General features: G+C 70.3%; 17 protein-coding genes and 2 tRNA genes. 6 read left to right on the forward strand and 13 right to left on the reverse strand.

Annotation, left to right across the window (positions count from 1 at the left end; all coding sequences use genetic code 11):
• Nucleotides 1-77: 77 nt before the first annotated feature.
• The gene (locus AC3AOF_RS23460) at nt 78-602 is read left to right on the forward strand and encodes a hypothetical protein (RefSeq protein WP_488346658.1); all 525 of its coding nucleotides are present in this window, start codon (nt 78-80) and stop codon (nt 600-602) included.
• 59 nt (nt 603-661) lie between these two features.
• Here the strand turns inward: AC3AOF_RS23460 and AC3AOF_RS23465 are convergent, their stop codons facing one another.
• From AC3AOF_RS23465 to AC3AOF_RS23500, 8 genes are all read right to left on the reverse strand, one after another.
• Nucleotides 662-2,908: a calcium-binding protein gene (locus AC3AOF_RS23465; protein WP_488346659.1), complete on the reverse strand. Its 2,247-nt coding sequence runs from the start codon at nt 2,906-2,908 to the stop codon at nt 662-664.
• A gap of 299 nt (nt 2,909-3,207) precedes the next feature.
• Complete coding sequence (locus AC3AOF_RS23470) at nt 3,208-4,047, reverse strand: DUF2459 domain-containing protein (protein WP_488346660.1); 840 nt, start codon at nt 4,045-4,047, stop codon at nt 3,208-3,210.
• 5 nt (nt 4,048-4,052) lie between these two features.
• Entirely contained in the window at nt 4,053-4,286 is a 234-nt protein-coding gene (locus AC3AOF_RS23475) for a DUF2283 domain-containing protein (RefSeq protein WP_236988636.1), read from the reverse strand.
• Nucleotides 4,287-4,474: 188 nt separating this feature from the next.
• Complete coding sequence (locus tag AC3AOF_RS23480; protein WP_236988635.1) at nt 4,475-7,186, reverse strand: valine--tRNA ligase; 2,712 nt, start codon at nt 7,184-7,186, stop codon at nt 4,475-4,477.
• A gap of 170 nt (nt 7,187-7,356) precedes the next feature.
• Nucleotides 7,357-7,992, reverse strand: coding sequence for a PopZ family protein (locus AC3AOF_RS23485; RefSeq protein ID WP_488346661.1), 636 nt, complete (start codon nt 7,990-7,992; stop codon nt 7,357-7,359).
• 131 nt (nt 7,993-8,123) lie between these two features.
• Nucleotides 8,124-9,479, reverse strand: a complete 1,356-nt coding sequence (locus AC3AOF_RS23490; RefSeq protein WP_236992681.1) for a TolC family outer membrane protein — start codon at nt 9,477-9,479, stop codon at nt 8,124-8,126.
• A 583-nt stretch (nt 9,480-10,062) separates the two neighbouring features.
• Complete coding sequence (locus tag AC3AOF_RS23495) at nt 10,063-10,716, reverse strand: protein-L-isoaspartate O-methyltransferase family protein (RefSeq protein WP_236988634.1); 654 nt, start codon at nt 10,714-10,716, stop codon at nt 10,063-10,065.
• 160 nt (nt 10,717-10,876) lie between these two features.
• Nucleotides 10,877-10,950: transfer RNA gene (locus AC3AOF_RS23500), tRNA-Cys, on the reverse strand.
• 265 nt (nt 10,951-11,215) lie between these two features.
• On the opposite strand from AC3AOF_RS23500, the gene AC3AOF_RS23505 reads away from it, so the two are divergent.
• A tRNA-Asn gene (locus AC3AOF_RS23505) sits at nt 11,216-11,291 on the forward strand.
• Nucleotides 11,292-11,507: 216 nt separating this feature from the next.
• On the forward strand, nt 11,508-11,684 hold the full coding sequence (locus AC3AOF_RS23510; protein WP_048431004.1) for a DUF1328 domain-containing protein: 177 nt from the start codon (nt 11,508-11,510) through the stop codon (nt 11,682-11,684).
• Between the two features lie 137 nt (nt 11,685-11,821).
• Here AC3AOF_RS23510 and AC3AOF_RS23515 read toward each other — a convergent pair whose 3' ends face one another.
• The gene (locus AC3AOF_RS23515) at nt 11,822-12,058 is read right to left on the reverse strand and encodes a hypothetical protein (RefSeq protein WP_236988633.1); all 237 of its coding nucleotides are present in this window, start codon (nt 12,056-12,058) and stop codon (nt 11,822-11,824) included.
• A gap of 711 nt (nt 12,059-12,769) precedes the next feature.
• Here AC3AOF_RS23515 and sseA point away from each other — a divergent pair.
• Complete coding sequence (gene sseA, locus AC3AOF_RS23520; RefSeq protein WP_488346662.1) at nt 12,770-13,612, forward strand: 3-mercaptopyruvate sulfurtransferase; 843 nt, start codon at nt 12,770-12,772, stop codon at nt 13,610-13,612.
• 49 nt (nt 13,613-13,661) lie between these two features.
• On the opposite strand, the gene AC3AOF_RS23525 is transcribed toward sseA, so the two are convergent.
• The 4 genes from AC3AOF_RS23525 to AC3AOF_RS23540 all read right to left on the reverse strand — a co-directional run bounded on the left by AC3AOF_RS23525 (nt 13,662) and on the right by AC3AOF_RS23540 (nt 17,962).
• A complete protein-coding gene (locus AC3AOF_RS23525) occupies nt 13,662-14,492 on the reverse strand; it encodes an amino acid ABC transporter ATP-binding protein (protein ID WP_236988631.1) in 831 nt (276 codons plus the stop codon).
• Nucleotides 14,493-14,500: 8 nt separating this feature from the next.
• The gene (locus AC3AOF_RS23530; RefSeq protein ID WP_236988630.1) at nt 14,501-15,652 is read right to left on the reverse strand and encodes an amino acid ABC transporter permease; all 1,152 of its coding nucleotides are present in this window, start codon (nt 15,650-15,652) and stop codon (nt 14,501-14,503) included.
• 7 nt (nt 15,653-15,659) lie between these two features.
• On the reverse strand, nt 15,660-16,871 hold the full coding sequence (locus AC3AOF_RS23535) for an amino acid ABC transporter permease (RefSeq protein ID WP_488346663.1): 1,212 nt from the start codon (nt 16,869-16,871) through the stop codon (nt 15,660-15,662).
• A gap of 68 nt (nt 16,872-16,939) precedes the next feature.
• Entirely contained in the window at nt 16,940-17,962 is a 1,023-nt protein-coding gene (locus AC3AOF_RS23540) for an amino acid ABC transporter substrate-binding protein (protein WP_236988628.1), read from the reverse strand.
• 278 nt (nt 17,963-18,240) lie between these two features.
• Here AC3AOF_RS23540 and metC point away from each other — a divergent pair, with 278 nt between their 5' ends.
• On the forward strand, nt 18,241-19,428 hold the full coding sequence (gene metC / locus AC3AOF_RS23545; protein WP_488346664.1) for a cystathionine beta-lyase: 1,188 nt from the start codon (nt 18,241-18,243) through the stop codon (nt 19,426-19,428).
• Nucleotides 19,429-19,896: 468 nt separating this feature from the next.
• The gene (locus tag AC3AOF_RS23550; RefSeq protein ID WP_488346665.1) at nt 19,897-21,069 is read left to right on the forward strand and encodes a tyrosine-type recombinase/integrase; all 1,173 of its coding nucleotides are present in this window, start codon (nt 19,897-19,899) and stop codon (nt 21,067-21,069) included.
• Nucleotides 21,070-21,080: the final 11 nt, after the last annotated feature.

The raw sequence follows: 21,080 nt of genomic DNA on the forward strand, positions 1-21,080 counted from the left end.
GCGCTTGCCCCCGCGAAAGTCCGGACGCTACGGTTGGTGGGACGTCCCCGCCACGGCCCGCGAGTGACCGGCCCCGCATGACCTCTTCCGAGACCGCAAGTCCCGAGGCCGCAAGTCCCGACCCCTCCGTTCCCGAGACCTCTCGGGACGATGTTTCCCTTGCCGCGACCGCGGCGTCCCCGCCCGCCGCCACCCCGCGCTTCTCGGTCGTGACCGCCGGGCCGGACGAGGTCGAGCTCGTGGTGGCGTTCGGGCCGCGGGACTACGCGGTGCGTCTCTCGCCTGCGGAGGCCGCCGAGCTCGGCGTGGCGCTGCTGGCCACCGCCTCGGTGGCGGCGGATGCGGCGCAGGACGTGCCGGCGGGCACGCGAGTGGAGAACTGCTTCTTCCCGGTCCTCGGCTGGACGGCCGGCGAGGTCGGCCCCGGGGTGCCGGCCCTCGCCCTGCGGCTCGCCGAGGGCACCGAGATCGCCGTCCAGTTCGACCGCGCCGCCGCCCGGGCCTGCGGCCGCGACCTCGCCCGCAGCGGCCGGGTGCCGTGGCGGGAACGCCTCCGGCGCGTCTTCCGACGGCGCCCGACCGGGGCCGGGCTCCGGCCCTGAGGACGCGCGAGGCGCGGACCCGCCGCGTCACCGGCCCGAACGCGACCGCGCGGGCCGGCTCAGCCCTGGTTGCCGTAGCCGAGGGTGAGATCCGCGAAGGTGCCGCGGCCCTCGTAGAGCCCGTATTGCAGGTAGTGCTGCATCGGGTTCAGGCCCGCCTGCGCCACGTCGCCATAGGCCGCGAGGTAGTTCGACGTGTCGAAGCCCCGCGACGGGTCGCGGCCCTCCTTCCAGCCGTACTGATCGTAGTGCGTGAGCGGGTTGATGTTTGCCGCCTGCACGTCCCGATAGGCGATCAAGTACTCGGCGGTGTTGAACACCGCGTTCGGGTTGCGCCGCTCGCGCCAGCCATACTGCTCGAAATGCTGCGCCGCGTAGGCGAAGCTGTCCCCGCCCGCGGCGATCGCGGCGCGGGCCACGTCGGGATTCGCGAGGAGATAGTACTCGGCGTCGAAGGCGCCGCCCGCGAGATCGGCGGTGCGGCCGACCGCGTCGGTGATCTGCCGGCCCTCGGCCTGGCCGTATTCGAGGAAGTGCTTGAGCGGGTCGATGCCGGCCGCCTTCACGTCCGGGTTGCGGGCGAGATAGGCCTCGTTGTCGAACCCGGCGGAGGGGTCGCGGCCTTCCTTCCAGCCGGTCTGGTCGTAATGCTCGAGCGGGTTCTGGCCCGAGGCGCGCACGCCCGGATTGGCGGCGAGGTAGCCGGTGGTGGAGAACAGCGCGTTCGGGTCGCGGCCCTCCTTCCAGCCATAGGCGGCGTAGTGGGTGTCGGCGTCCTGGCCGGCCTGGAACACGTCCCGGTAGTTGGTCAGGTAGAACAGGTCGTCGACCAGGGGCTGGCCGTCGCCGGTCATCACCGTCGCGTCGGTGAACTGGAAACGCTCGATGCCGGTGTAGGTGTCCCGGACGTTGAGCACCATGGAGGAGCCGCTGCGCCGGACGGTCGCGTCGGTGAGCGGCGAGGTGAGCACCAGGGTGTCGGTGCCTCTGCCGCCCAGGTAGGTGTCGTTGCCCGGGCCGTCGATGAAGGTGTCGTCGCCGTCGCCGCCGCCGACGAGATCATCGCCGCTGCCGCCGACCAGGACGTCGTCGCCGCTGCCGCCGGTGATCGTGTCGTTGCCCTGGCCGCCATTGATGTAGTGCGGCTGCGACGTGCGGCCCTGGACCGGCCCGAGCACGTCGTTGAGGCTGCTGCCGAGGACGACCACCCCGAACCGGTCGCCGCGCGGGGTGCCGGAGACGAGGTCGCGCACGTCGAAGGTGAGGCCGTCCATCGCCGCCGCGAAGGTGATGCCCTCGTCGTCGAAGCGGCTGACCGGGCCGGTCAGGGTGTCGCCGGGCCCTTCCGCCTGCAGGCGCACGGCGAGGCCGCCATCCTGGTTGGCAGAGCCGCCGAGGTCCACCGGGCGGCCGTCGCCGACCTCCGAGGACGTGAAGGTCAGGCGGATCTGGCCGGGGGCGTCGGCCGAGACGTCGACCCGGTCGAGGCCGCTTTCGAGATCGGTGCGGTCGGCGCCGTCGGTGGTGACGTTGAACAGCGCAACGTCGTTGCCGCTGCCGCCGAAGATCGTGTCATCGCCGGTGCCTCCCCGGATCACGTCGTTGCCCAAGGCGCCGATCAGGACATCGTGACCGCTGCCGCCGGTGATCGTGTCGTTGCTCTCGCCGCCATTGATGTAGTGCTGTTGCGATTCGCGCCCCGGGACCGGCCCGAGGACGTCGTTGAAGGCGGTACCGAGGACGACCGCCCGGAACTGGTCACCGCGCGACGTGCCGAAGCCGAGATCGCGCACGTCGAAGGTGAGGCCGTCCACCGCCGCGACGAAGGCGATGCCCTCATCGTCGAAGCGGCCGACCGGACCGGTCAGAACGTCGCCGGAGCCCGCCGCCTGCAGGCTCACGGCGAGAGTGCCGATATTGTTGGGGAGTTCGCCGGGATCGTTGGGGTTGCCGTTGCCGACCCCCGACAAGGCGAAGCTCAGGCGGACCCGGCCGGGAGCATCGGCCGAGACGTCGACCCGGTCGGCGCCGGTACCGAGCTGGGCGCGGTCGGCGCCGTCGATCCTGGGGTCGAACGGGACGAAATCGTTGCCGGGGCCGCCGATGATCAGATCGTCGCCGGTGCCGCCCCGGATCGTATCGTCGCCGTCGTTGCCGTACAGGATGTCGTCGCCACCGCGTCCGTCGATCACGTCGTTGCCGGCGAGCGCGTCGATGATGTCGGTGCCATTGGACCCGATCAGGGTATCGTCGCGGCTCGTACCGAAGCTCTGCTCGACCGTGTTGCTCGGCATGATGACCGCCATGGCGCCCTACTCCCTCGTCGTTCGTCGGCAGGATTCCCGGCCGCGGCTGATGACCCACGCTCGAACGCGGATGATCGCACCCGGCGATCTTAGACGACGAACCGAGAATTGTAACGGCTTCGTTTCCGCGGGTCGGCCGCGGATGCGGACAAGACGATCCGATGAGAGGGTTGCGTCATGCCGAAGACGGTAAGGTCGCCTTGACCTGGCGCAGGGTCGGCCCGTTCTGCGACAGGGAGATGGGACGATCGTCTCATCAGATGCATGTCAGGTCCGGCCGTCGACAGAGTCCCGGGCGATTACGATGCGTCGCAGCATCCTGGGCCGATGGTATCGACCCGCGCCGATCCTGGACAAGACGATCCTGGACCGGCCGAAAGGCCGCGCGGCGAGACCGGCTCCCGCGACGGTCCCGCCTGCGCGGTCGCCGCGCGCCATGCCAGGTCGAGGACGAGCCCCTGCGGCAGGGTGTCGAGGAGCGGCGTCACCGGGATGCCCGCGTCGTTGAGGAGGCCGGCGCTCCAGTGGTTGCAGACGGTCAGCAGGCTGAAGCGCCCTTCTGCCGCGTAGAACAGGCTCGGGCCGTAGAGGCCGGGCCCCAGGATCTCCGGGTGGCCGCCGCGCCGCGCGAAGGCGCGGCCGAGCGCGGCCGCGAGCCGGTGAAAGCCTGCCCGCGACAGCCGGAGCGTCACGATCTCGGCCTCCGGAAAGGCGGTCTCGGGCTCGGCCGCGACCCCGACCACGTGCAGGACCGCCGGGCGGCCGCCCGGCGTGAACAGGGCCCGAAGCGCCAGGCGCCAGTCGAGGGCCTGGAGCGTCGGCACGGTGCGGTAGAAGCCGGCATCGCCCCAGCCGATCTCCAGCGCCGGGCTGGCGCGAAAGCGCTCGGTCACCTCCAGGAGCACCCCGTCCCCGGCCTCCGCCGCCGCCCGGGCGAGGGCGTCGCGCGGCAGCAGCAGGCCGGAATGCCAGGTCCGGGCGACGAGCCGCACCGTCACCGCCGCCTCGCCCGGGGCCGGCGGATAGAGGCGCGGGTCGCCTGGCCGGGCGGTGAGCCAGGCCGCCGCCGAGAGGGCGAAAGTGACGGCGACGATGACGGTGAGGGCGAGGAACGCCGCCTGCCGGGCGAGGCGGCGCATGGCGGTCAGGCGGCCACGGCGAGGCGCCGCAGGTCCTGATCCGCCGTCAGCCGCTCCGCGGAGGCGTCGCGGATGTCGAGGCCCACGATGGCCCCGGCCGCGTCATAGGCGGCGACGAGGCCCGGCCGGACCTCCCGGCTCTCCACCGCCTCGGCCGCGCTGAAGCGGACGGAGAGCACGTCGGTCTCGGTGTCGTAGCGGCCCGTCACGGCGCGGGACGATGGGGGATTGGGGCTCATGCCTGTGCGGATATCCGGGCAAAGGTTGACGGATCGCCTCTTCGCCGCGGCCTCCCGATCCCATGGGGGACCAGGAGGCCGCACGAGCGTCTCTCCCATGTCTCGTTGTCGTCCGATGTCCTGTCGTTCGTTCGGCGGCTTTGCGGTGCCGGGGCTTGCCCGCACCGCAAAGCCGCCGCGTCGCGGCGTCAGCCCTGGAGCCGCGCCAGCGCGTCCCGCACCTTCTCGCGGCGGGCGATGGCGGCGTCGCGGCGCTCGCGCTGCTCCTCGACCACCTCCTCGGGGGCGCGGGCGAGGAAGTCGGCATTGCCGAGCTTGGCGTCGATCTTGGCGATCTCGCCGTCGAGCTTGGCATCCTCCTTCTTCAGCCGCGCCACCTCGGCGGCGAGGTCGACCACGCCTTCGAGCGGCAGGGCCGCGACTTCGCCGCGCACGATCAGCTGCACGGCGTTGCGCGGACTGCCTTCCGCGATCTCGATCGAGGCGATGCGGCCGAGCCGCCGCACGGTGTCGCCCCAATGCGAAAGGCGCTCGCGCACCGCCGCGCTCGGGGCCACCAGAACCAGGGGGATCTGGGCGCCGGCCGGCACGCTGGTCTCCGAGCGGGCCGAGCGGATCTCCGACACGAGGTCGACCACCCAGCCGATCTCGGCCTCGGCCTCGGGACGCGCCAGCGCGCCGAGATCCGGCCAGGCGGCGAGCGCGAGCAGCGGACGCGTGATGCCCGCCTCGCGGGCCTTCGTCGCCCACAATTCCTCGGTGAGGAACGGCATGAACGGGTGCAGCAGCACGCAGATCTGGTCGATGAGGTAGGCGATCGTCCGCTGCGTCTCCTCCTTCGCCGGCCCGTCCTCGCCCTGGAGCACGGGCTTGGCCAGTTCCAGGTACCAGTCGCAGAAGACGTTCCAGACGAAGCGGTAGGCGGCATTGGCGGCGTCGTTGAAGCGGTAGGCCTCGATGGAAGCCGTCACCTCGGCCACCGCGCGCGCGGCCTCGCCGAGCGCCCAGGCGTTGAGGGTCTGGGTCACGCCGGCCGGCGCGAAGGCGGGATCGAGCCGGCAGCCGTTCATCTCGGCGAAGCGGGCGGCGTTCCAGAGCTTCGTGGCGAAGTTCCGATAGCCTTCAACGCGTTGCACGGAGAGCTTGATGTCGCGTCCCTGCGCCGCCATGGCCGCGAGGGTGAAGCGCAGGGCATCGGCGCCGTAGCGGTCGACGAGGTCGAGGGGATCGACCACGTTGCCCTTCGACTTCGACATCTTGGCGCCCTTCTCGTCGCGGACGAGGGCGTGGATGTAGACGGTCCGGAACGGCACTTCGTCCAGTGCGTGAAGGCCGAGCATCATCATCCTGGCAACCCAGAAGAAAATGATGTCGAAGCCCGTCACCAGCGCGCTGGTCGGGTAGTAGCGGGCGAGCTCGGGCGTGCCTTCCGGCCAGCCCAGCGTCGAGAACGGCCACAGGCCGGACGAGAACCAGGTGTCGAGCACGTCCTCGTCGCGGCGCAAGGTCACCGGGCGGCCGTGCTTCGCGGCGGCCTGGGCCAGGGCCTCTTCCTCGGTGTGGGCGACGAAGCAGTGGCCGTCCGGGTCGTACCAGGCCGGGATCTGGTGGCCCCACCAGAGCTGACGCGAGATGCACCACGGCTCGATGTTCTCGAGCCACTGGAAGTAGGTCTTCTCGTAGGTCTCGGGCACGAAGCGGGTGCGCCCGTCGCGCACCGCCTGCAGGGCCCGCTCGGCCAGCGGCTTGACGTTCACGTACCACTGGTCGGTGAGATACGGCTCGATCACCACGCCCGAACGGTCGCCGTGCGGGACCGCATGGGTGTTGGGCTCGATCGTGACGAGGCGGCCGCGCTCCTCCATGAGCGCGACGACCGTCTCGCGGGCCTTGAAGCGGTCGAGGCCGTGCAGCGCCAGGGCCTCGGGCTCGGGCGCCGATCCGTCGAGGAATTCCGCGTTGCCCTCTAAGCTTATGCGGGCTTCCTCATCCAGGACGTTGATCTGGGCGAGCCCGTGCCGGCGGCCGACCTCGAAGTCATTGAAGTCGTGCGCCGGGGTGATCTTGACCGCGCCGGTGCCCTTCTCGGGGTCCGAGTACGCGTCGGCCACGATCGGGATCAGCCGGCCGACCAGCGGCAGGCGAAGCCGCTTGCCGACGAGCGCCCGGTAGCGCTCGTCCTCCGGATGCACCGCGACCGCGGTGTCGCCCAGCATGGTCTCGGGCCGGGTGGTCGCCACCGTGATGGTCTCGGCCGTTTCGTTGCCGGCTTCGTCCACCACCGGATAGGCGAAGTGCCAGAGATGGCCCTTCACCTCGACCTGCTGCACCTCGAGGTCGGAGATCGCGGTCTGGAACTTCGGGTCCCAGTTCACCAGGCGCTTGTCGCGGTAGATCAGGCCCTGCGCGTGCAGGTCGACGAAGACCTTCAGGACGGCCTTCGACAGGCCCTCGTCCATGGTGAAGCGCTCCCGCGACCAGTCGCAGGAGGCGCCCAGGCGCTTGAGCTGGTTGACGATGGTGCCGCCCGATTCCGCCTTCCACTCCCAGACCCGGCGGACGAATTCCGTCCGGCCCAAGCTGCGGCGGTCGGGCTGCTGCTGCTCGGCGAGGCGGCGCTCCACCACCATCTGGGTGGCGATGCCGGCGTGGTCGGTGCCGGGCTGCCACAGCACGTCCTTGCCGCGCAGGCGCTCGAAGCGGGCGAGCACGTCCTGGAGCGTGTTGTTGAGGGCGTGGCCCATATGCAGCGAGCCCGTCACGTTCGGCGGCGGGATCATGATGCTGTAGGGCTCGGCGCCGGCCCGGTCCGGGCGCCCGGCCCGGAAGGCCTGCGCCTCCTCCCATTCGGCGGCGATGCGCGCCTCGACGGCGGCGGGATCGAAGGTCTTGTCCATCATCGCGGGAAGCAGCCACTCGCACGCCGCCCGAGGCGCGTCCCGTCCGGCGGGACGCGCGCCCCGCGGGCGCCGTCAGAAACGAAAAAGGCCGGCCGCGCGAGCGGCCGGCCCCCGAGACCGCTTTCAAGCGGACCCGCGCCGTTCCGTCAACTGGCCCGCCCCGGCGGGCGTCAGCGCCCGCGCGCGACGCGCTCGATCTCGGCGCGGACCAGGCGCTCGACCATCACCGGCAGGTTATCGTCGAGCCAGGCCTTCAGCATCGGCCGCAGCATGTCCTGCACCAGGTCCTCGAGGGTGCGGGCGTTGCGGGTCAGCACCGTGTTGGCGAGGAGATCGAAGGCGTGGCCGACGGTGGCGTCGGTCGCCTGGGACAGGAGCCTGTCCTCCATCGCCGGGGCCGGCTCCGGCGCGACGGCCTTCGGGGGTTCCGGCGGCGGGGGCGCGGGCTCCGGCTCGATCTCGATCGCGTCGAAATCCATCGGCTCGTCGCGGAACGCGATCTCCTCGATGTCGTCGAAGCTCGGCTCGGGGGGCTTCGGCGGCGCCTTGGCGACCGGCTCCGGCTTCGGCGCCGGCTTGGGTTCGGGCGGTTTGGGTTCGGGCGGTTTGGGCGCGGGCTTGGCCACCATCGCGAGGTCGAGCACGTCGTCCTCGTCCGGTTCGAGGTCCGGCACCGCCATCGGCCGCGACCCGGCGGCGGGCGGTTCGGCCGGCTTCTGGTCGTCGGCGATGATGCGGCGGATGGAGGCCAGGATCTCCTCCATCGAGGGTTCCTGCGACTGCGTCTTGGGGCTCGCGGCGCTCATCCGGCTCAACGCTCGAGTACAGGGGATCGGGGGTCTTGAGGTACGCAGTATTCCACAGGGCCGGCCACGCACAAGCGACGCGGCCCGCCGAACTCACAGGAAGGCGCGGGGTCTCCCCGCACCCGCCGCATTCAGCGGCCGTCCGGCGTGCGCACGCCGTACCACAAATCCTTGACCTGGTCGTAATGCTGCTTGGCGCTGTACTGCGCCACCGGGACGGCGATGAAGCGGGTGGTGAGGCGGCCGACGGTCTGCACCACCTGGTAGGAACCCACCACCCGGTCGCGCTGGGCGGCGATCAGGCTGACGCGGGCGCTCAGGAGCTCCTGCTGGGCGTTCAGCACGTCGAGGGTGGTGCGCTGGCCGACCCGGGCCTCCTCGCGCACGCCGTTCAGCGCCACCTCGTTGGCCTGGACCTGGGCCTGCGAGGCGATGACGCGGGCCTTGGCGGCCTCCAGCGCCCCCCAGGCGGTGACGATGCCGGCGCGGACCTGGTCGCGGGTCAGTTCGGCCTGGAGCCGGGCCTGGCCGACCTGCTCCTTGGCCTGGCGGATCTGCGCGTATTCGGCGCCGCCCTGGTAGAGCGGGACCGTGAGCTGGCCGACGATCGAGCCCTGGAAGTAGCGGGTATTGGCGATCTGCTGGTCGAAGACCTGGGCGGCGTTTCCGCTCAAGCTGACCGTCGGATAGAGGGACGATTCGGCGATCTTGACCTGCGCCTCGGCCGCGTCGACCGAGTGGAGGGCGGAGAGGATCGCCGGGTGCTCCATCAGGCCGATCTCGACCGCCGCCGTCAGCGTGCCGGGCACGAAGCGGTCGATCGGGCGGCCGGGGGCGAGCTGGCGCGGCTCGACGCCGATCACCTGCCGGTAGGTCGCGATGCTGGTGCGCAGGTTGGCCTCGGCCAGGCTGACCTGGGCCCGGGCGCCGGCGAGCCGCGCCTCGGCCTGGGCGACGTCGGTGCGGGTCACCTCGCCGACGTTGAAGCGGTCGCGGGTCTGGCGGAGCTGCTCCTCCAGCACCTCGACATTGTTGCGGTTGAGCTCCAGCGTGGCGGTGTCCGCCAGCACGTTCATGTAGGCCTGCGCCGCCGAGAACAGCGTCGTCATCTCGGTGTTGCGCAGGGTCTCGCGGCCGCCCAGCACCTGCGACTCGGCCTGCCGGGTCTGGTTGTCGGTGCGAAAGCCGTTGAACAGCGTCTGCGTGACGGAGACGCCGGCCGAGCCCGGGATCAGGGTCTGCGAGGCGTCGCCGCCGCCGAGTTCCCCGCGCGCGACGCCGAGGCGCCCCGAGACGTTGCTGACGCCGACGCTGGCCTGCGCGCTCACGGTCGGGCGGTAGCCCGCCAGCGCCCGCGGCACGTTCTCGTCGTTGGCGCGCTGGCCGGCGCGCTGCGCGTTGAGCGTCGGGTTGCCCGCATAGGCCCGCGCGAGCGCGCTATCCAGGGTTTCCGCGGCCGCGCCCTGGCCCGCCAGGGCGAGGGCCATGGCGGCGAAGCCGCCCAGCCGAAGCCCGCGGAACGCCCGAGTTCCTGTGTCAGTCACGCCTGTCTACCCTGTGCGGCTAGCTCACAATCGACCGGTTCTTCACCGCGGGCGGCGGAGCCGGCTCGTCATATCGCTGTGCCCACCTCGAGCGTGACATTAGCCGAGGGTTCCGCCGGGAGCACGGCCCCCGCGCTGTGGATCACCGAGTTTGACCGGCGGTGCCGCATAAAAGCGACAGGTGTCGCAGGGGCAATCGCGGGCGGCGGGCCGGCGATTCGCGGCTTTCCCGTTCGGGACGGGGGCGGTGCGTGCGCACCCTGCAAATGATTGGTAAACGAAGTACTTTCGCGCGCCGCCGGGCCCGCGGGCGGTGCCTCGGCCAGCCGGCCTAACCCGCGGATCGGGCGCAGGATCCGGGTCGGCGGGGCGGACGGGACGGCCTGCCCGGATGGGGCAGCAAGAAAAATCCGCGTCCGGGACCCCGGCCGGAGCCGCCGGCGGGCGCCTCCGATCGGCGGATGCGCCACCCTCTTCCGGCGGTGGCATCGCGAGGCGGGCGCGGGACCGGCCCGCGCCCGGGTGCTCAGAACGCGAAGCCGGCCTCGGCCGCGAAGGCGCGGAGCGGCGGCAGGGTGGCGTCGAAGAGCGGGCGCGAGCCGAAGGCGTCGCCGGAGCGCACCCACAGGGTGGCCTTGGCCGGACGGCCCTGGCCCTGGACGCAGGCGAGGCGCCCGCCATCGGCGAGCTGGTCCAGCAGGCCTTGCGGGCGCTGCTCGACCTGGCCCTCGACCAGGATCGCGTCGTAGGGGGCGTGGCCGGGCGCGCCCTTGTCGAGCGGGCCGACCTCGACGGTCACGCCGTCGCCCAGCCGCTCGCGCGCCGAAGCGGCGAGGCCGGGGAGCGATTCGAGGGCGACGACCTCGACGCCGAGGCGGCGCAGGAGGGCGGCGGCGTAGCCCAGCCCGGTGCCGACCTCGAGGACGCGCTGGCCGGGCTTGAGGGCGAGCGCCTGGATCAGGCGCGCCAGCACCATCGGGGCCGGCATGAAGCGGGTCTCGCCCTCCTCCGTGCCGACCGCCTGGGGCTGGTCGATATAGGCGAAGGCTTCCCGGTCCGCCGGCATGAACCGCTCGCGCGGGACGGCGTCGAACGCGTCGAGGAGCGCGATGTCGGTCACGTCGAACGTCCGGAGCTGGCAATCGACCATGAGGCGGCGCGCTTGCGCGTAGTCGAGCATGAACGTCTCTGGAGAGCTTGAGCGACGGCCAAGCCGCGACGGTCAAGCCGCCGGGCGACGCGGTTGTGGTGGATCGCCGGCCAAAAGGCAAGGATACGAAAAAGCCCGGTCTCGCAGGCGAGCGCCGGGCCGATCTGCATCGCAATCAGGAGAAGAAGGGTGGAGGCCTCGCCCGGAATCGAACCGGGGTGCAAGGATTTGCAGTCCTCTGCGTAACCACTCCGCCACGAGGCCATCCGGGCCGGCTCACAGCCGGCGATCGGGCGGGCCGGGCTTCTGGAAAGCACCGGCTGCGCCGTCTCCCCGGCGTCGGGCGGACAACCCGGGGACGAGGGGGTCATTAGCAGAGCCCGCCCCGGCTCCGCAACAGGGTTCGGACGGCAAAACCGCGCTCGAGGGGGGTGAAATGAGCCGGCTCGCGAAAATCCCGCCCGCACGGAAAATCCCACCGAAAATCCCTTGCGCACCCTCCCCGCCTTGGGTAGAGGTCCCGCCGCGATCCCCGATAGCTCAGTTGGTAGAGCAGGCGACTGTTAATCGCCTTGTCGCAGGTTCGAGTCCTGCTCGGGGAGCCACTCCCTTCCGCACAGCGTTGCACCCGTACGCCCGCCGCCCGTCCCGGGCCGGCGCGGCTTCCGCGTTGGTGGGTCCCACGGCTGGCCACCGTCTTTCATCCGAAAAAATCGACGGAACCTGTCGCCCGGTCCGGTGGTTTCTCGTTCAACTTGCTGCAACGCTTCTCTGCACGACGCTGTGAAGCAATCCAGCAGCCTTCGATACGGGAGTTTCCAATGATCGGCTGGGCTATCACCTTCCTCGTCGTCGCCCTCGTCGCGGCTCTGCTGGGTTTCGGCGGCATCGCCGGCACCGCCATGGAGGCGGCCAAGATCGTGTTCTTCGTGGCGATCGTGCTGTTCGCCGTCTCGGCGATCTTCGGCCTGATGCGCGGCCGCTCGCCCCGAATCTGACGTGAGCCGGTCAGGCGGGCCGAGGAGGCCCGCCTGACCGGACCAGGGCGGCCCCGCGGGGGCCGCCTTTTTTCTTGGGCGCATGATTTTTCTTGGCCGCATGGTCTGCCGGCCCGCGTCCGCGAACCTCCCGGGGCTCAGCCCTCGGCCGCGCGCCGCATCCCCTCGGACGGCGCCGAGGCCATCCGTGCCCGGCGCGGCACCAGCCGGTGCACCGTCGCCAAGGGCAGGGGTGCGGCAGGCGCGGGGCGCGAGGCCGCTGCGCGGGCGGCGCGCAGATCGGCGAGGAGGATCGCCGCGGCGAGATAGCCGAGCGAGGACACCTCGATCCTGTCGGGACGGATCGGCCATTCGAAGCGGGCCGTGGCGGTCATGCGCACCCTCCCTGTCATGCTTGTGCTCGCAGCCGAGGCGGCCGCCCCATGGCGTCCGGACGGGTCCGCGCACGGCCCCGATCGGTCCCCCGCCGCGGGCGGGCGGGCCAGGCAGCCCTCGGAGTCTCACCGCCTGGCCCGTCGACCACGCCCGGCCGTGCAAGGGAGAGTGGACACGGCGGGTGCAGTGAGGAATATCCTGCAAACGCCGTGCCAGAGCGGATGCGAACGCGTCGCAGGAGGCGGGATGCGCGGGTGAGCATCGGGATCCGGCTTCTCCCAGGTTCAAGACGCCCTCGTTCTAGGCAGGCCGTGCCGCCGGCTCGATAGCATTTGCTAAGCAGATTTCGCAAAAGTGGCTGCCGGCTTTGCGGAAAAAATCTGCGATAAAACAAGGATCTAAGCGGACGAAGCGTTGGCCTGCCAACGCAAGTCTGCTCAAGGATGGGCATCTCATCCGGTATCCGACCGATCGCTACGCCACGTGGTTCGCCAGGCGGAGGGCGGCTTGTGCCCGGGCGTGGGCAGCCCTCGGCTCCACCGCGCGGGGTCGTGGCATGCGTTCCGGATGGCACCGCCCGGAACGCATGTCGGCCCGGGGGATCGCGCCCTGGCGAGAATCGCCGCCGGACGGGTGGCGGCGGCGCCCGGAAATCGGGCACAATGCCCGCGACGGGCCATCGTGCCCCCTTTTTTCGGAGACGGACAGGCATGTCGATCGGCCCCTTCGTGACGGCGGACTGGCTCGCAGAGCGGCTCGCGGCGCCCGACATCGTCGTGGTCGACGGGTCCTGGTACCTGCCGGCGATGGGCCGGGACGCCGAGGCCGAGTTCCGCGCCGGCCACATTCCGGGGGCTTTGCGCTTCGACATCGACGGGGTGCGCGACGAGGCGAGCGCCCTGCCCCACATGCTGCCGTCGCCGGAAGCCTTCGCCTCGCGGATGCGCCAGATGGGCATCGGCGACGGCATGACGGTGGTGGTCTATGACGGCATGGGCCTGTTCTCGGCCCCGCGGGTGCGCTGGACCCTGAAGGCATTCGGCGCCCGCGACGTCGCGGTCCTGGAAGGCGGCTACCCGGCCTGGATCGCCGGCGGGTATCCGGTCGAGGAGGGCGAGGCCCGTCCGCGCGACCGGCGCCACTTCACCGCCCGCCTCGACCACTCGGCGGTCGCCAACGTGGGCGACGTGCAGCGGGCCCTCGCCGGCCAGGCCCAGGTGGTCGATGCGCGCTCCGCTGCCCGCTTTGCCGGCGAGGAGCCCGAGCCCCGCCCCGGCGTGCGCCCCGGCCACATGCCCGGCGCCCTGAACCTGCATTACGCCGCGCTCCAGGAGAACGGCCGGCTCAAGGACGAGGCGCGTTTGCGCGAGGCGGTGGCGCAGGCGGGTATCGCCCTCGATCGCCCGGTCGTCGCCACCTGCGGCTCCGGCGTCACCGCGGCGATCGTCGGCATCGCCCTCGAGAGCCTCGGCCGCCCGCCCCGCGCCCTCTACGACGGATCGTGGTCGGAATGGGGCGCGCGGGAGGATCTGCCGGTCGCGACCGGGCGGTAGGCTCGGCGGCAATCCCGCTCTCGCCCGGCCCGCAGGCCGGGCGGCACGCTCAATGCAGGATCTGGCTCAGGAACAGCCGGGTCCGCTCGTGCTCGGGCGCGCGGAAGAACGCCTCGGGGGTGTTCGATTCGACGATCTGGCCCTCGTCCATGAAGATCACCCGGTCGGCGACCTGGCGGGCAAAGCCCATCTCGTGGGTGACGCAGAGCATCGTCATGCCCTCGTCGGCCAGGCCCACCATCGTGTCGAGCACCTCCTTGACCATCTCGGGGTCGAGCGCCGAGGTCGGCTCGTCGAACAGCATGATCTTGGGCGCCATGCACAAGGAGCGGGCGATCGCCACCCGCTGCTGCTGGCCGCCGGAGAGCTGGCCCGGATATTTGTGCGCCTGATTGGGGATCTTCACCCGGGTCAGGTACTTCATCGCGACCGCCTCGGCCTCGGCCTTCGGCATCTTCTTCACCCAGATCGGCGCCAGCGTGCAGTTCTCCAGCACGGTCAGGTGCGGGAACAGGTTGAAGTGCTGGAACACCATGCCGACCTCGCGGCGGATCTCGTCGATCTTCTTGAGGTCGTTGGTCAGCTCGATCCCGTCGACGACGATGCGGCCGGCCTGGTGCTCCTCCAGGCGGTTGATGCAGCGGATCATCGTCGACTTGCCGGAGCCCGAGGGGCCGCAGATCACGATCCGCTCGCCCTTGCGCACGCTGAGGTCGATGTCGCGCAGGACGTGGAAGGCGCCGTACCATTTGTTGACCCGCTCCAGCGACACCGCGGTCGGCGCGCTGGCCAGCCGCGTCGCCGAGGTGTTGCGGGGGCTGAGATCCGGGTCGGTCCCGGGCAAGGAAACGGGGGCTGTCGGGACGGGGGAGGAAGCCATCGGAAATCTCACCGTGTCTGGCCGGCCGCGAGCCGCCGTTCCATGAAGCGGGCGTAGCGCGACATGCCGAAGCAGAAGACGAAGTAGAACAGGGCCGCGAAGGCGTAGCCGGTCATCACCACCGTCGGCGCCGCCCAGGCGGGATCGACCCGGGCCGACTCGATCGTGCGGATGAAGTCGAAGATGCCGACGATCGAGACGAGGCTCGTGTCCTTGAACAGCGCGATGAAGCTGTTGACGATGCCCGGGATCACGATGCGCAGGGCCTGGGGCAGGATGATCAGGCGCATCCGGTGCCAGGGGCTCAGGCCCAGCGACATCGCCCCCTCGGTCTGGCCGCGGGGAATGGCCTGAAGGCCGCCGCGCACCGTCTCGGCCATGTAGGCGGCGGAGAACAGCGCGATGCCGACCAGCGGCCGCACCAGCCGGTCCACCGTCACGTCGCCGGGCAGGAACAGCGGCAGCATCACGTTGGCCATGAACAGCACGGTGATGAGCGGCACGCCGCGCCAGAACTCGATGAAGACGACGCAGAACAGCCGTACGATCGGCAGCCGCGAGCGCCGCCCGAGCGCCAGCAGGATCCCGAGCGGCAGCGAGGCGACGATGCCGACGAGCGACACGATCAAGGTCACCAGCATGCCGCCCCACAAGGCCGTCGGCACCGACGCCAGCCCCAGGCTCGGCACCCCGGCGAGGAGCGCGTAGGAGACTACGGGGAAGATCACGAAGAAGTAGAGCGCCCCCCATGCCCGCTTGGGCGCGTCGAGCCACAGCATCCACGCGACGCCGAACGCCATCAGGGCGAAGAAGACGTTGGGCCGCCAGCGCTCCTCGATCGGGTACGAGCCGTAGATGAAGTAGTTGATCTTGCTCGCGACGAAGGCCCAGCAGGCGCCGACCGGGCGGCCCAGCACCTCCGGCCGGCAGGCGTCGCGGTTCTCCCCGGTCCAGACCGCGTCGATCACGAGGAAGCGCAGGAGCGGCGGGACCACGAGCGCGATGACGGCCAAAGCCGCCAGCGTCATCACGGCGTTGGCCGGGCTCGAAAAAAGGTTCTGGCGCAGCCAGGCGAGCGGCCCGGCGACCAGGGCGGGCGGGGCGGAGGGAGGAATCGCCTCGCGGCGGACGAAGGTGAGGGTTGGGGATCCGGCGCTCATCGGGGGCTCACCGCTCGATCAGCGCGACGCGCCGGTTGTAGAGGTTCATCACGAAGGCCGTGACGAGGCTGATCGTCAGGTAGACCGCCATGGTGATCGCCACCACTTCCACTGCCTGTCCGGTCTGGTTCAGCACCGTGCCCATGAAGACCTGGACGAGGTCCGGATAGCCGATGGCCACCGCCAGCGACGAGTTCTTGGTGAGGTTGAGGTACTGGCTGGTCAGCGGCGGCACGATCACCCGCATCGCCTGCGGGATCACCACCAGCCGCATCGTCGGGCCGGGCTGCAGGCCGAGCGCCCGGGCGGCCTCGGTCTGGCCCTTGTTGACCGCCTGGATGCCGGCCCGCACCACCTCGGCGATGAAGGCGGCGGTGTAGACCGTGAGCCCGAGGACGAGCGCGACGAATTCGGGATAGAGCTGCATCCCGCCGCGCAGGTTGAAGGTGCCCTTCACCGGAAAATCGAGCGCCACCGGCGCGACGCCGATCAGCGCCAGCACCCCGTAGGTGAGGAGCGGCAGGCCGAGGATCAGCCCCGAGCCCACCGCCAGCACCGGCAGGCGCCGGCCGGTCCGCGCCTGCTCGCGCTTGGCGCGGGCCCGGAACACCAGGGTGCCGACGATTCCGACGACGAGGGCGATCGGCAGCGCCCAGGCATCGGCCGCGAGCAACGGCTTGGGCAGGAACAGGCCGCGCTGGTTGAGGAAGATGGAGGTGCCGAGCGCGTAGGAATCGCGAGCAGCCGGCAGGCTTGCCAGCACCGCGACGTACCAGAACAGCAATTGCAGCAGCAGCGGGATGTTGCGCAGGACCTCGACATAGACGGTCGCCAGCGTCCGCACGATCCAGTTCGGCGACAGCCGCGCCACGCCGACCGTGAAGCCGAGGATCGTCGCCAGCACGATGCCGATCGCCGCCACCATCAGGGTGTTGGTGAGTCCGACCAGGAACGCGGTGCCGTAGGTGGACGTCGCGGCGGCGAAGGGGATCATCGTCTGGTTGACGTCGAACCCGGCGGTGTTGTTGAGGAAGCCGAAGCCCGAGGCGACGCGGGCGTTGCGCAGGTTCTCGGCGGCGTTGCCGATCGCGATCCAGGCCACCCCCCCGACCGCGACGAGCAGCAGGATCTGGTAGGCCGCCGCGCGGACGCGCGGATCGTAGAGGGGCGAGACCCGGGGTGGAGCGGACGGCGCATCGGCCGGAAGCTGCGTCGGCAAGGGCGTTGTGCTCGCGTCTATGCTTCGGGGGACGGCGCCCGGGCTCCCGGGCGCCGCACGTCACGATGTCAGCGGATCGGCGGGCCGTATTGCAGGCCGCCCTTCGACCACAGGGCGTTGAGGCCGCGCTGGATCTTCAAGGGCGAACCCTGGCCGACATTGCGCTCGAACACCTCGCCGTAATTGCCGACGAGCTTGATGATCCGGTAGGCCCAGTCGTTGGTCAGCCCGAGATCGGCGCCGTACTTGCCCTCGGTGCCGAGGATGCGCTTGATGTCCGGGTTGTCGGTGGACTTCGCCATCTGGTCGACGTTGCCTTGCGTGATGCCGGCCTCCTCGGCGTTCAGCATGGCGTAATGGGTCCAGCGGACGATGTCGGCCCATTGGGCGTCGCCCTGGCGGACCGCCGGGGCGAGCGGCTCCTTCGAGATGATCTCCGGAAGCACGATGTTGTCGTCGGGGGCCGAGGCGCGCAGGCGCTCGGCGTAGAGGCCCGAGGCGTCGGTGGTGAAGGCGTCGCAGCGGCCGGAATCGTAGGCCTTGAAGGTCTCGTCGGCGCTGGCGAAGGCCACCACCTCGTACTTCATCTTGTTGGCGCGGAAGTAGTCGGCCAGGTTCAGCTCGGTGGTGGTGCCCTGCTGGGTGCAGACCGAGGCGCCGTCGAGCTGCTTGGCCGAGGTGACGCCGAGCTTCTTCTTCACCATGAAGCCCTGGCCGTCGTAGAAGTTGACGGCCGGGAAGTCGAGGCCGAGCGCCGTATCGCGCGACATCGACCAGGTGGTGTTGCGCGACAGGACGTCGACCTCGCCCGACTGGAGCGCCGTGAAGCGGTCCTTGGCCGAGAGCGGGATGAAGCGGACCTTCGTGACGTCGTTGAAGATCGCCGCGGACAAGGCCCGGCAGAAATCGACGTCGAGTCCGGTCCAGCGGCCCTGCGCGTCCGGCACGCCGAAGCCGGCCAGGCCCGGGTTGGAGCCGCAGGAGATGTAGCCCTTCTGCTTGATGCTGTTCAGCGTCCCTTGGGCCTGGGCGGCGCCCGCCAGCAGGGTGGCGCCGAGCCCGAAGGCCAGGGCGGCGACGATTTTCTTCATGCGGTGTGCGTCTCCCGTTCCGGTTGCGACCCCGCGGCCGCCGCCCGTCTGCTCAAGCATGGACCCTGCCTAAGCAAGAGGCATTCCAAGCGAAGCGGGCTGCCCGGTCAAGGGGTTGGCTCGTGCGACGAACAGATGAGACGGGGCGGTCTGCAGGGTTGTTGCAGCTGCAAGCTCTCACGGTCGAGGCTTGACGGCGGGCGGCGGCCCGGGATGTGCTCCACTCAGGTTTCCCGGCCCGTTTCCGGACCGCCCGATCCCGCCACGCCAGAGGCCCGATGAGCATCACCCCGCCCCGCGACAAGAGCCGCCTCGGCACCCGCACCCGCCTGGTCCATGCCGGCCGCGACCCGTCGCAGCAGCACGGCTTCGTCAACACCCCGATCTATCGCGGCTCGACCGTGCTCTTTCCGAGCTACGACGCACTCCAGAACCGGCGGGCGGAGTACACCTACGGCACCGCCGGCACGCCGACGATCCGCGCCCTCGAGACCGCCTGGACCGAACTCGCCGGGGCCGCCGGCACGGTGCTGACGCCCTCGGGCCTCGCCGCCGTCACGGTCGGGCTCCTGTCCTGCCTCAAGGCCGGCGATCACCTGCTGGTGACCGATTCCGCCTATCGGCCGACCCGGGCCTTCTGCGACGGTTTCCTCAAGCGCTTCGGTGTCGAGACCACCTATTACGAGCCGACGATCGGCGCCGGCATCGCCGCGCTGATGCGCGAGAACACGGCGGCGGTGCTCACCGAGGCGCCGGGCTCGCAGAGCTTCGAGATGCAGGACATCCCGGCCATCGCCGAAGTGGCGCATGCGCGGGGCGCCTGCGTGCTGATGGACAACACCTGGGCGACGCCGCTGCTGTTCCCGCCGCACGAGCGCGGGGTCGACATCGCCATCGAGGCCGGCACCAAGTACCTGTCGGGCGGCTCGGACCTGCTGCTCGGCCTCACCTCGGCCAACGCGCGATACTGGCCGGCCCTGCGGCGGACCTTCGATCTGTTCTCGATGTGCGCCGGGGCCGAGGACGTCTTCCTGGCCCTGCGCGGCCTGCGTACCCTGCCCTTGCGCCTGCGCGAGCACGGCGAGCAGGCGCTCAGACTCGCGCGCTGGTTCCAGGGCCGGCCCGAGGTCGCCCGGGTGCTCCACCCGGCCCTGCCGGAGGATCCCGGCCACGCGATCTGGTCGCGCGACTTCCTCGGATCCTCGGGCCTGTTCTCGATCATCCTGAAGCCCTGTCCCGAGGCCGCGGTGGCGGCGATGCTCGACGGGCTGGAGCTGTTCGGGATGGGATTCTCCTGGGGCGGCTTCGAGAGCCTGGTGATCCCGTTCGACTGCGCCCCCTACCGCACCGCCACGCCGTGGGCCCCGGGCGGGCCGGGCCTGCGGTTCCAGGTCGGTCTGGAGGATCTCGACGACCTGACGCGGGACCTGGAGGCGGGCTTCGCCCGGCTGCGGGCGGCGTCGTGAGTGGGGTGGCGCTCGGTTGAGCGGGTCTCTGCTGCGTTCCCGGGCAGGGTTCGGCGGCGTGATGCCGGGCGGGCCTTGCCTCCGCGTCTCGCCGCCTTCGCGCCATCCTCGGCCGCCGGGCGGCCTTCACGATGCGATCCACGCGTCCCGTGACCGGGCGTCGTCACGAGGCGATGGCGAAGCCGGGCACGAACCTGGCCGAGTTCCCAGGGCTCGCGCTGAAAGTTTAGTGCTGAGCACTTGAGATCGTTGGCGGAAGGGGTGACCGCCCATTCGACGTCCGGCAGTGTCCAAAATCATGTAGATCGTGTTTCACATCAGTGATTTAAGAGAAAGTGATAGTCCGGAAGGAGCCTGCAAAATCTGGCTACATCCGAGCCGATATGTGGTATGGAATGTGGGGTAGCTGAGTTCGGCGGAGGATCCATGAAAGGTAGGGGCAGGCATCCTGATGAAGCACTCACCGCCATGCAGGTGCGGCAGCTCAGACAGCCTGGCCGATATGCTGACGGGAATGGTCTCTATCTCGTCGTTGATCCTAGCGGCGCCAAACGTTGGCTTCTCAGGCTTGTTGTACAAGGTCGCCGCCGCGATATCGGCTTGGGTGGGGCTGGTCTCGTAACGCTTGCTGAAGCTCGTGAGCGAGCACTCGCCTACCGCAAGACGGCCCGGGAGGGTGGCGACCCGCTGGCTGAGCGCCGCAAAGCGCAAGACGTCGTCCCGACCTTTGCCGAAGCCGTCGACCGCGTCCATGGCGAACACAAGGCCTCATGGGCCAACGCGAAGCACGCTCAGCAATGGCGTAATACCCTGCAGCAATATGCCTGCCCTCATCTTGGGGAGCGCCGCGTCGATCAGATCGATACTCCCGACGTTTTGCGAGTGCTCGCGCCGATCTGGCTGACCAAACCGGAGACCGCACGGCGGGTGCGCCAGCGTATCGGCACGGTGCTCGACTGGGCCAAGGCCGCCGGTCATCGCAGTGGTGAAAACCCGATCGAGGGCGTCGCTAAAGGCCTGCCGAAGCAGGGGGGCCGTGACGAGCACCACGCGGCCCTGCCATATGCCCAAGTCCCACTTTTCATCGTCCGACTGCGAGAGTCGGACGCGAGCGAAGGCAGCCGGCTTGCCTTCGAGTTTCTAGTGCTGACCGCCGCGCGCACGAGCGAGGTGCTCGGCGCGCGCTGGGACGAAATCAGTGTGACGGAGCGGCTGTGGACCGTGCCCGCAGTGCGCATGAAGGCCAAGCGCGAGCACCGAGTGCCGCTCAGCGAGCGAAGCCTGACGCTTCTTACGCGAGCGCGAGAACTCGCCGCGGGCAGTAGCTTCGTGTTCCCCGGTCGCTCGGGGGAAAGGCCGCTGTCGAACATGGTGTTCCTGATGTTGTTGCGGAGGATGAACCTCAGCATCACCGCTCACGGTTTCCGTTCTTCGTTCCGCGATTGGGCTGGGGAGCGCACCAGCTTGCCGCGGGAGGTCGCCGAGATGGCGCTAGCGCACGCGGTTGAGAATCGGACGGAGGCTGCCTACGCACGCAGCGACTTGCTGGAGCGCCGACGCGAGCTGATGGAGCAGTGGACTGCGCATGTTATGAGCGAACCCACATCCGGTAGCGTCGTACGCAACACGTCTGTATCGTAACACGCGCATAT

Source organism: Methylobacterium sp. 142-1Y (assembly GCF_057747795.1).

Excerpts from the sequence above, each read along its gene's own strand:
- AC3AOF_RS23495 (WP_236988634.1), bottom strand. The coding sequence starts at position 10,716 with ATGCTCGACTACGCGCAAGCGCGCCGCCTCATGGTCGATTGCCAGCTC.
- sseA (WP_488346662.1), top strand. The coding sequence starts at position 12,770 with ATGTCGATCGGCCCCTTCGTGACGGCGGACTGGCTCGCAGAGCGGCTC.
- AC3AOF_RS23485 (WP_488346661.1), bottom strand. The coding sequence starts at position 7,992 with ATGAGCGCCGCGAGCCCCAAGACGCAGTCGCAGGAACCCTCGATGGAG.
- AC3AOF_RS23525 (WP_236988631.1), bottom strand. The coding sequence starts at position 14,492 with ATGGCTTCCTCCCCCGTCCCGACAGCCCCCGTTTCCTTGCCCGGGACC.
- AC3AOF_RS23490 (WP_236992681.1), bottom strand. The coding sequence starts at position 9,479 with ATGGCCCTCGCCCTGGCGGGCCAGGGCGCGGCCGCGGAAACCCTGGAT.
- AC3AOF_RS23530 (WP_236988630.1), bottom strand. The coding sequence starts at position 15,652 with ATGAGCGCCGGATCCCCAACCCTCACCTTCGTCCGCCGCGAGGCGATT.
- metC (WP_488346664.1), top strand. The coding sequence starts at position 18,241 with ATGAGCATCACCCCGCCCCGCGACAAGAGCCGCCTCGGCACCCGCACC.
- AC3AOF_RS23470 (WP_488346660.1), bottom strand. The coding sequence starts at position 4,047 with ATGCGCCGCCTCGCCCGGCAGGCGGCGTTCCTCGCCCTCACCGTCATC.
- AC3AOF_RS23550 (WP_488346665.1), top strand. The coding sequence starts at position 19,897 with ATGCAGGTGCGGCAGCTCAGACAGCCTGGCCGATATGCTGACGGGAAT.
- AC3AOF_RS23510 (WP_048431004.1), top strand. The coding sequence starts at position 11,508 with ATGATCGGCTGGGCTATCACCTTCCTCGTCGTCGCCCTCGTCGCGGCT.
- AC3AOF_RS23540 (WP_236988628.1), bottom strand. The coding sequence starts at position 17,962 with ATGAAGAAAATCGTCGCCGCCCTGGCCTTCGGGCTCGGCGCCACCCTG.
- AC3AOF_RS23465 (WP_488346659.1), bottom strand. The coding sequence starts at position 2,908 with ATGGCGGTCATCATGCCGAGCAACACGGTCGAGCAGAGCTTCGGTACG.
- AC3AOF_RS23480 (WP_236988635.1), bottom strand. The coding sequence starts at position 7,186 with ATGATGGACAAGACCTTCGATCCCGCCGCCGTCGAGGCGCGCATCGCC.
- AC3AOF_RS23460 (WP_488346658.1), top strand. The coding sequence starts at position 78 with ATGACCTCTTCCGAGACCGCAAGTCCCGAGGCCGCAAGTCCCGACCCC.
- AC3AOF_RS23515 (WP_236988633.1), bottom strand. The coding sequence starts at position 12,058 with ATGACCGCCACGGCCCGCTTCGAATGGCCGATCCGTCCCGACAGGATC.
- AC3AOF_RS23475 (WP_236988636.1), bottom strand. The coding sequence starts at position 4,286 with ATGAGCCCCAATCCCCCATCGTCCCGCGCCGTGACGGGCCGCTACGAC.